This window comes from Limnohabitans sp. DM1 (genome assembly GCF_001269385.1).
In the GTDB taxonomy this organism is placed as follows: Bacteria; Pseudomonadota; Gammaproteobacteria; order Burkholderiales; family Burkholderiaceae_C; genus Limnohabitans_A.
This window is the reverse complement of record NZ_CXOO01000070.1, coordinates 1-7,791: the sequence shown is the minus strand read 5'-3', so window position 1 is coordinate 7,791 and position 7,791 is coordinate 1. Positions and strand designations below refer to the sequence as shown.

Annotated in this window: 1 protein-coding gene; it reads right to left on the bottom strand. The window is 63.7% G+C overall.

The features are described 5' to 3' along the window. A partial coding sequence (locus AMM33_RS21055; RefSeq protein WP_194945645.1) for a beta strand repeat-containing protein occupies nt 1–7,761 on the bottom strand: 7,761 nt, incomplete at its 3' end. Nucleotides 7,762–7,791 lie beyond the last annotated feature (30 nt).

The window sequence follows — 7,791 nt, the reverse complement described above, 5'->3', positions numbered from 1 at the left end:
GCTCAAGGCGATGCTGGCCGTGGGCGCTTTGAGGTCTATCGCGTAGTTGGCGCTGCTGGTGCTGGCGCCTGGGTTGCCCGCCACGTCGGTGTAGCTGTTGGCCACGCTCATGACGTTGCTGGCATCGGCCGTTCCCGCTGTGGGCGTGAAGGTGCCCACCCAGGTCTTGCCCTCGTCGGTGGTGGCCAGGGTGCTCAGCGTGCCGTTCTCCACGGTCACATCGTTGTTGCCAAAGCCGGTGACTTTTTCGCTGAAGACGATGGTCACTTGTGCGCTCTCGCCTGCCGTGAGCGCGCTGTCGCTCAGGGTGATGCTGGCGGTGGGGCCTTGGGTGTCCACCGCGTAGTTCGCGCTGGCTGCAGCTGCGCCTGCGTTGTTCGCGAGGTCGCTGTAGGCGCCAGGGTTGACGCTGATGCTGTTGGCCGCCACTTCCACGTTGGCGTTGGGCGTGAAGGTGGCGGTCCAGGTGGTGCCGCCGTCGGTGCTGGCCAGGGTGCTGAGCGTGCCGTTGGGCGCTGTGACGTCCGCGTTGCTGAAGTCTTTGACCGCTTCGCTGAAGGTGATGGTCAGCTGGGCGCTTTGGCCCGCCGTGAGGCTGGTGATGGCCGCACCTTGTGCGTCTTTGAGGGCGACGGTGGCCGAGGGGGCCTTGGTGTCCACGCTGTAGTTGCCGCTGGTGCCCACGGTCCCGGCGTTGCCGATCAGGTCGCTGTAGGTGTTGGCCAGCGTGATGACGTTGGTGCTGTCTTCGAGGTTGATGCTGGGCGTGTAGGTGCCGGTCCAGACGATGCCGTCGGTGCTGACCAGCGTGCCCAATGTGCCGTTTTGTACCGTGACATCCGCGTTGCCAAAGTCTTGCACTTTCTCGCTGAAGGTGATGGTCAGTGTGGTGGTTTCGCCCGCTTGCAGGGCCTCGTCAGCCAGTTTGATCGTGGCTGTGGGGGCTTTGGTGTCTAGGCTGTAGTTGTTGCTTACGCCTGCTGTGCCCGGGTTGTCCGACAGGTCGGTGTAGTTGGCCAGCACTTGGACCACATTGCCGGTGTCTTCGATGTTGGCAGTCGGGGTGAGTGTGGCTGTCCAGGTCAGACCGCCGTCGGCGCTGGCCAGGCCGCTCAGCGCGGCGTTGTCAGCGCTCAGGTCCGACAGGTCAAAGGCTTTGACTTTCTCGCTGAAGCCGATGGTGACGGTGGCGGTTTCACCCACTTTGAGGGCGCTCTTGTCCAGCACGATGCTTTGCACCGTGGGCACGGTGATGTCCACCGCATAGGCTCGGGTGGTCGATGCCATCTGGGTGTTGCCTGCCGCATCGCTGGCCATGAGCACGACTTCAAGGGTGCTGCCGGAGTCGGCAATCAGATCGGCTGTGGCCACGCTCACGCTGTAGTTGCTCAAAGCGTCCACGGTGCCTGTAAAGGTTTGGCCGTTGACCAGCACTTTGACCTCGTCGCCTTCGCGGGCGTCGCTCACGCTGCCGGTGATGGCGGTGTGGGTTTGCACGGCGTCAGCGGGGCTCAGGGCGTCGTCGCCGCCAATTGCGTTGATGCTGACCGTTGGCACTGGGGCGGTGGTGTCCAGTGTGAAGTTCAATGTACTGGCCGCGCTCACGTTGCCTGCGGCGTCGGTCTGGCGCACGCTCACCGTGTTGGCGCCGTCAGTGGCTGTGAAGGTGCTGCTCCACGTTGTGCCGTTGGTGCTGTATTCGACTGTAGCGCCAGTCTCCAGATTGCCCACAGCGATCGTGCCATTTCGGCTGATTTTGTCGCTGTTGTTGGCGCCGCTGTCGCATGCCAGAGCCACTGTGGGCATAGCGACGATGGTGTCGATCAACAGGGCCAATGTTTGAGTGCCACTGACATTGCCTGCCGCGTCTTGGGCGCTGATGCTGACTGTGCCGCTGACGATGTCGATCGTGGGTGTGACGCTCCAGGAGCCGTCGGCTGCCACCGTGGTGCTCAGTTGTTCCAGGCTGCCGGGCATGCTCACGGTGATGAGTTCGCCTTCTGTGCCCGTGCCGCTGATGGTCGGTCTGCTGTGGTGGGTCAGCCGGTCTGTCAAGCTTGCGCTGTTGCTGGCATCGTCAAGTTTGGCCGTGAAGCTTGGCGCTTGTGTGTCCAGCGTGAAGCTCAGGCTGGAGGAGTTGGCCACGTTGCCTGCCAGATCTTTCACCCGGATGGTCACGGTGTTGAGGCCTTCGGCGGCACTGAAGGTTTCGCTCCAGCTCACGCCTGCGTCGGTGCTGTATTGCACCTGTGCATCGCTGTCCACGTCGCTGAGCTTGAGCGTGCCGTCCTGGGTGATCTTGTCTGTTGCGCTTGTGCCGCTGTCGCAGACCAGCGCGACAACTGGCTGGGTGATCGTTTTGTCAAGCGTGAAGCTCAGGGTGCTGTCTGCGCCTGCGTTGCCTGCTGCATCGATGACACGTGCCTTGACGGTGTTGCTGCCTTCGGCTGCGGTGAAGGTGGTGCCCCAAGCTGCGCCGTCTGTGCTGTATTGCAACGTGGCGCCCACTTCCGAAGTCCTGACGCTGTGGCGGCCATCGTTGGTGATCTTGTCGGTGCCCAATGCGCCGCTGTCGCACACCAAGCCTAATTCGGGCGCTGCAGGTGCTTGTGTATCCAATGTGAAGCTGTAGGTGGCCACAGCACCGGCATTGCCAGCGGCATCGGTCACGCGCACTTGCACGTTGTTGGAGCCCTCTGCGGCTGCAAAGGTGGTGGCCCAGTTCACGCCGTTGGTGCTGTATTCGAGCTGGCCGCCTGCTTCCACACTGCTGAGACTCAGGGTGCCTGAGTTGCTGATCTTGTCTGTGCCCGCACCTGTGATGCTGCCGCTGTCGCACACCAGGCCCACGGTGGGAGCCACAGGAGCTGCCCTGTCCAGGGTGAAGCTCAGGCTGGAGGTGCTGCTGACGTTGCCTGCTGGGTCGGTGACGCGCACGCTCACCGTGTTGGCCCCTTCTACGGCTGCAAAGGTGCTGCCCCAGGTGGTGCCGTTGGTGCTGTATTCGAGGGTGGCACCGGCTTCGGCGGCCACGTTGACCGTGCCGTTGTTCGTGAGTTGATCAGCGCCTTGGCTGCCGCTGTCGCACACCAGGGTGAGCACCGCTGGGGTGGGCGCTGTGCTGTCCAGGGTGAAGCTGTAGTCTTGGGTGCGCTGGTTGCCTGCGGTGTCCATGACGCGCACTTTGACGGTGTTCAGGCCTTCGGTGGCGGTGTAGGTGCTGGTCCAGGTGCTGCCGTTGGTGCTGTAGCTGATGTCGGCTCCGGCTTCTGCGCCGGTGATGACCAAAGCGCCATCTCGGCTGACTTTGTCGCTGGCCGTGCCGCTGTCGCAGCTGAGCGCCACGGTGAAGGCGCTGGTTTGGCTGTCCAGGGTGAAACTGAAGGCGCTGGAGGTGGCCACGTTGCCTGCGGCGTCGGTGGCGCGCACCTGCACCGTGTTGGCGCCTTCTGTCGCATTGAAGGTGGTGGTCCAGGTCGTGCCGTTGGTGCTGTATTCCAGCTGGCTGTCGCTGTCAGCGCTGACGCTGAAGGCACCGTTGCTGGTGACTTTGTCTGTGGCGCTCGATCCGCTGTCGCTGATCAGGCTGATCACGGGGGTGGTGATGCTGGTGTCGATTTGCAGCGTCAGCGTCTTGGCGGCACTCACCACGCCTGCGGCATTGGTCGCTATCACGCTCACGGCGCCGCTGGCCACATCGGTGCCGGCGGTCACGCTCCACTTGCCATCTGCGGCCACCGTGGTGCTCAGGATCGCGCCTGTGCCGGGCATGGTGACTTGGATGATGTCGCCCTCTGTGCCGGTGCCACTGATCGTGGGGGTCAGGTCCTGGGTCAGCAGATCGGTCTGGCTGCCGCTGTTGCTGGACAGGTCCAGTTGGGCGGTGAACACCGCGTCTGCTGCATTCAGTGTGAAGCTCAGTGTGTCCGAGGTGGCCACATTGCCTGCTGCGTCCGTGACCTTGAGGGTCACGCTGTTGGTGCCCTCCACCGCAGTGAAGCTGCTGGTCCAGGTTTGGCCGTCGGTGCTGTACTGCACCTGCGCGTCGCTGTCGATGTGATTCAGGTTCAGCGCGCCGCTGCGGGTGATGCCGTCACTGTTGCTGGTGCCACTGTCGCAGCTGAGCGCCACGGTGGGTTTGCTGATGACCATGTCCAGCGTGAAGCTCAGGGTGCTGGCAGCACCTGCGTTGCCTGCCGCGTCGATGACCCGCGCCTTGACGGTGTTGCTGCCTTCGGCGGCTGTGAAGGTGCTGCCCCACCCGACGCCGTCTGTGCTGTATTGCAGCGTGGCACCTGCTTCGGATGTCGTGACGCTGTAGCGGCCATCGTGGGTGATCTTGTCGGTGCCCAAAGCACCGCTGTCGCACACCAAGTCCAATACGGGCGCGTTGGGCGCTTGGGTGTCCAGGGTGAAGCTGTAGTTGGTGACTGCGCCCAGGTTGCCTGCGGCATCGGTCACGCGCACTTGCACGTTGTTGGCGCCCTCTGCGGCTGCAAAGGTGGTCGCCCAGTTCACGCCGTTGGTGCTGTATTCGAGCTGGCCGCCTGCTTCCACGCTGCTGAGGCTCAGGGTGCCTGTGTTGCTGATCTTGTCTGTGCCCGCACCAGTGATGCTGCCGCTGTCGCACACCAGGCCCACGGTGGGCGCTGTGGGGGCTGCGCTGTCCAGCGTGAAGCTCAGGCTCGATGGCTCGCTGACGTTGCCTGCTGGGTCGGTGACGCGCACGCTCACCGTGTTGGCCCCTTCGGCCGGTGCAAAGGTGCTGCCCCAGGTGGTGCCGTTGGTGCTGTATTCCAGCGTGGCACCGGCTTCGGCGGCCACGTTGACCGTGCCGTTGTTCGTGAGTTGATCAGCGCCTTGGCTGCCGCTGTCGCACACCAGGGTGAGCACCGCTGGGGTGGGCGCTGTGCTGTCCAGGGTGAAGCTGTAGTCTTGGGTGCGCTGGTTGCCTGCGGTGTCCATGACGCGCACTTTGACGTTGTTCAGGCCTTCGGCGGCCGTGTAGGTGCTGGTCCAGGTGCTGCCGTTGGTGCTGTAGCTGATGTCGGCTCCGGCTTCTGCGCCGGTGATGACCAAAGCGCCATTTCGGCTGACTTTGTCGCTGGCCGTGCCGCTGTCGCAGCTGAGCGCCACGGTGAAGGCGCTGGTTTGGCTGTCCAGGGTGAAACTGAAGGCGCTGGAGGTGGCCACGTTGCCTGCGGCGTCGGTGGCGCGCACCTGCACCGTGTTGGCGCCTTCTGTCGCATTGAAGGTGGTGGTCCAGGTCGTGCCGTTGGTGCTGTATTCCAGCTGGCTGTCGCTGTCAGCGCTGACGGCGAAGGCACCGTTGCTGGTGACTTTGTCTGTGGCGCTCGATCCGCTGTCGCTGATCAGGCTGATGACAGGGGTGGTGATGCTGGCGTCGATCACCAGGGCCAGTGTTTGCGCTGCACTGGTGTTGCCTGCCGGGTCGGTGGCGATCACGATCACGTTGCCGCTGGCGATCACCAGGGTCGGCGTGACGCTCCACTTGCCGTCTGCGGCCACCGTGGTGCTCAGCACTTCAAGGGTGCCGGGCATGGTCACTTGGATGATGTCATCCTTGGTGCCCGTGCCGCTGATGGTGGGCGTGTCGTCGTGGGTCAGGCGGTCTGACTTGGCGCCGCTGTTGCTGGCGTCATCGAGCTTGACCGTGAAGCTCGGTGCCTTGGTGTCTACCGCATAGCTGGCCTGCGCTGTGGTGCCGGTGTTGCCCGCTTCGTCGCTGTAGGCCGTGCTCAGGCTCAGCGTGTTGCTGGCCGCTTCGGTGTCCACTGCTGGTGTGAAGGTGGCTGTCCAGATCAGGCCGTCTGCGCTGGCGGTGAATGTGCTCAGAGCCCCATTGGGCGCTGTGATGTCCGCGTTGCTGAAGTCTTTGACTTTCTCGCTGAAGGTGATCGTGACGGTGGCGCTCTCGCCTGCTTTGAGGGCGTTGTCGCTCAAGGCGATGCTGGCCGTGGGCGCTTTGAGGTCTATCGCGTAGTTGGCGCTGCTGGTGCTGGCGCCTGGGTTGCCCGCCACGTCGGTGTAGCTGTTGGCCACGCTCATGACGTTGCTGGCGTCTGCCGTGCCCGCTGTGGGCGTGAAGGTGCCCACCCAGGTCTTGCCCTCGTCGGTGGTGGCCAGGGTGCTCAGCGTGCCGTTCTCCACCGTGACATCGGTGTTGCCAAAGCCGGTGACTTTTTCACTGAAGACGATGGTCACTTGTGCGCTCTCGCCTGCCGTGAGCGCGCTGTCGCTCAGGGTGATGCTGGCGGTGGGGCCTTGGGTGTCCACAGCGTAGTTGGCACTCGATGCGGCTGCGCCTGCGTTAGCGGCCAGGTCGCTGTAGGTGTTGGGGTTGACGCTGATGCTGTTGGCCGCCACTTCCACGTTGGCGTTGGGCGTGAAGGTGGCGGTCCAGGTGCTGCCGCCGTCGGTGCTGGCCAGGGTGCTGAGCGTGCCGTTGGGCGCTGTGACGTCCGCGTTGCTGAAGTCTTTGACCGCTTCGCTGAAGGTGATGGTCAGCTGGGCGCTTTGACCGGCCGTGAGGCTGGTCATCGGTGCGCCTTGGGCGTCTTGGAGGGTGACCACGGCCGAGGGGGCCTTGGTGTCCACGCTGTAGTTGCCGCTGGTGCCTGCGGCTCCGGCGTTGCCGATCAGGTCGCTGTAGGTGTTGGCCAGCGTGATGACGTTGGTGCTGTCTTCAAGGTTGACGCTGGGGGTGTAGGTGCCGGTCCAGACGATGCCGTCGGTGCTGACCAGCGTGCCCAATGTGCCGTTTTGTACCGTGACATCCGCGTTGCCAAAGTCTTGCACTTTCTCGCTGAAGGTGATGGTCAGCGTGGTGGTCTCGCCCGCTTGCAAGGCTTCGTCGGCCAGTTTGATCGTGGCTGTGGGGGCTTTGGTGTCCAGGCTGTAGTTGTTGCTTACGCCTGCTGTGCCCACGTTGCCTGCATTGTCGGTGTAGGTGGCCGACAGTTGCACCAGGTTGCTGGTGTCTTCGATGCTGCTGTTGGCCACCAGCGTGGCCGTCCAGGTCAGGCCGTCGTCGGCTGTGGCCAGGCCGCTCAGGCTGGCGTTGTCGGCCACCAGATCGCCCACATCAAAGGCGATGACTTTTTCCGAGAAGCGGATGGTGACGGTGGCGCTGTCGCCTGCCTTGAGCAGTGTTTTGTCCAGCGCGATGCTTTGCACTTGCGGCGCCGAGGTGTCCACGCTGTAGCTGCGGCTGGCCGAGGTGCTGGCTTGGTTGCCTGCGGCATCGCTGGCGTTGAGCAGCACTTCCAGTGTTTTGTCCGAGTCGGCCACCAGGTCGGCCGTGTCGATGCTGATGTTGTAGCTGCCCACGGCGTTGACGGTGCCGCTGAAGGTGTTGCCGTTCACGGCAATTTGCACCACATCGCCTTCGCTGGCCCCCAGCGCAGCGCCGGTGATGGTGGTTTGCAGGTTGGCCGCATCGGCCGGGCCCACGGCATCGTCGCCGCCAATGGGCGTGATGCTGACGGTGGGCACGGGTTTGCCGGTGTCCACCGTGAAGCTGAACACGGTGGGGGTGCTGGTGTTGTTGGCTTTGTCGGTTTGACGCACTTGCACGGTGTTGGCGCCTTCTTGCGCCGTGAAGGTGCTGCTCCAGGTGCTGCCGTCGGTGCTGTATTCGACCAAGGCGTCTGTTTCGATCTGCCCGATGTTCAGGTTGCCTAGGGTGCTGATCTTGTCGCTTTGGCTGCGCCGGGCTGCTACATTTTTTATGGCGAGCACAAAGCGCCTTTGTACATCGGCAAAAGCATC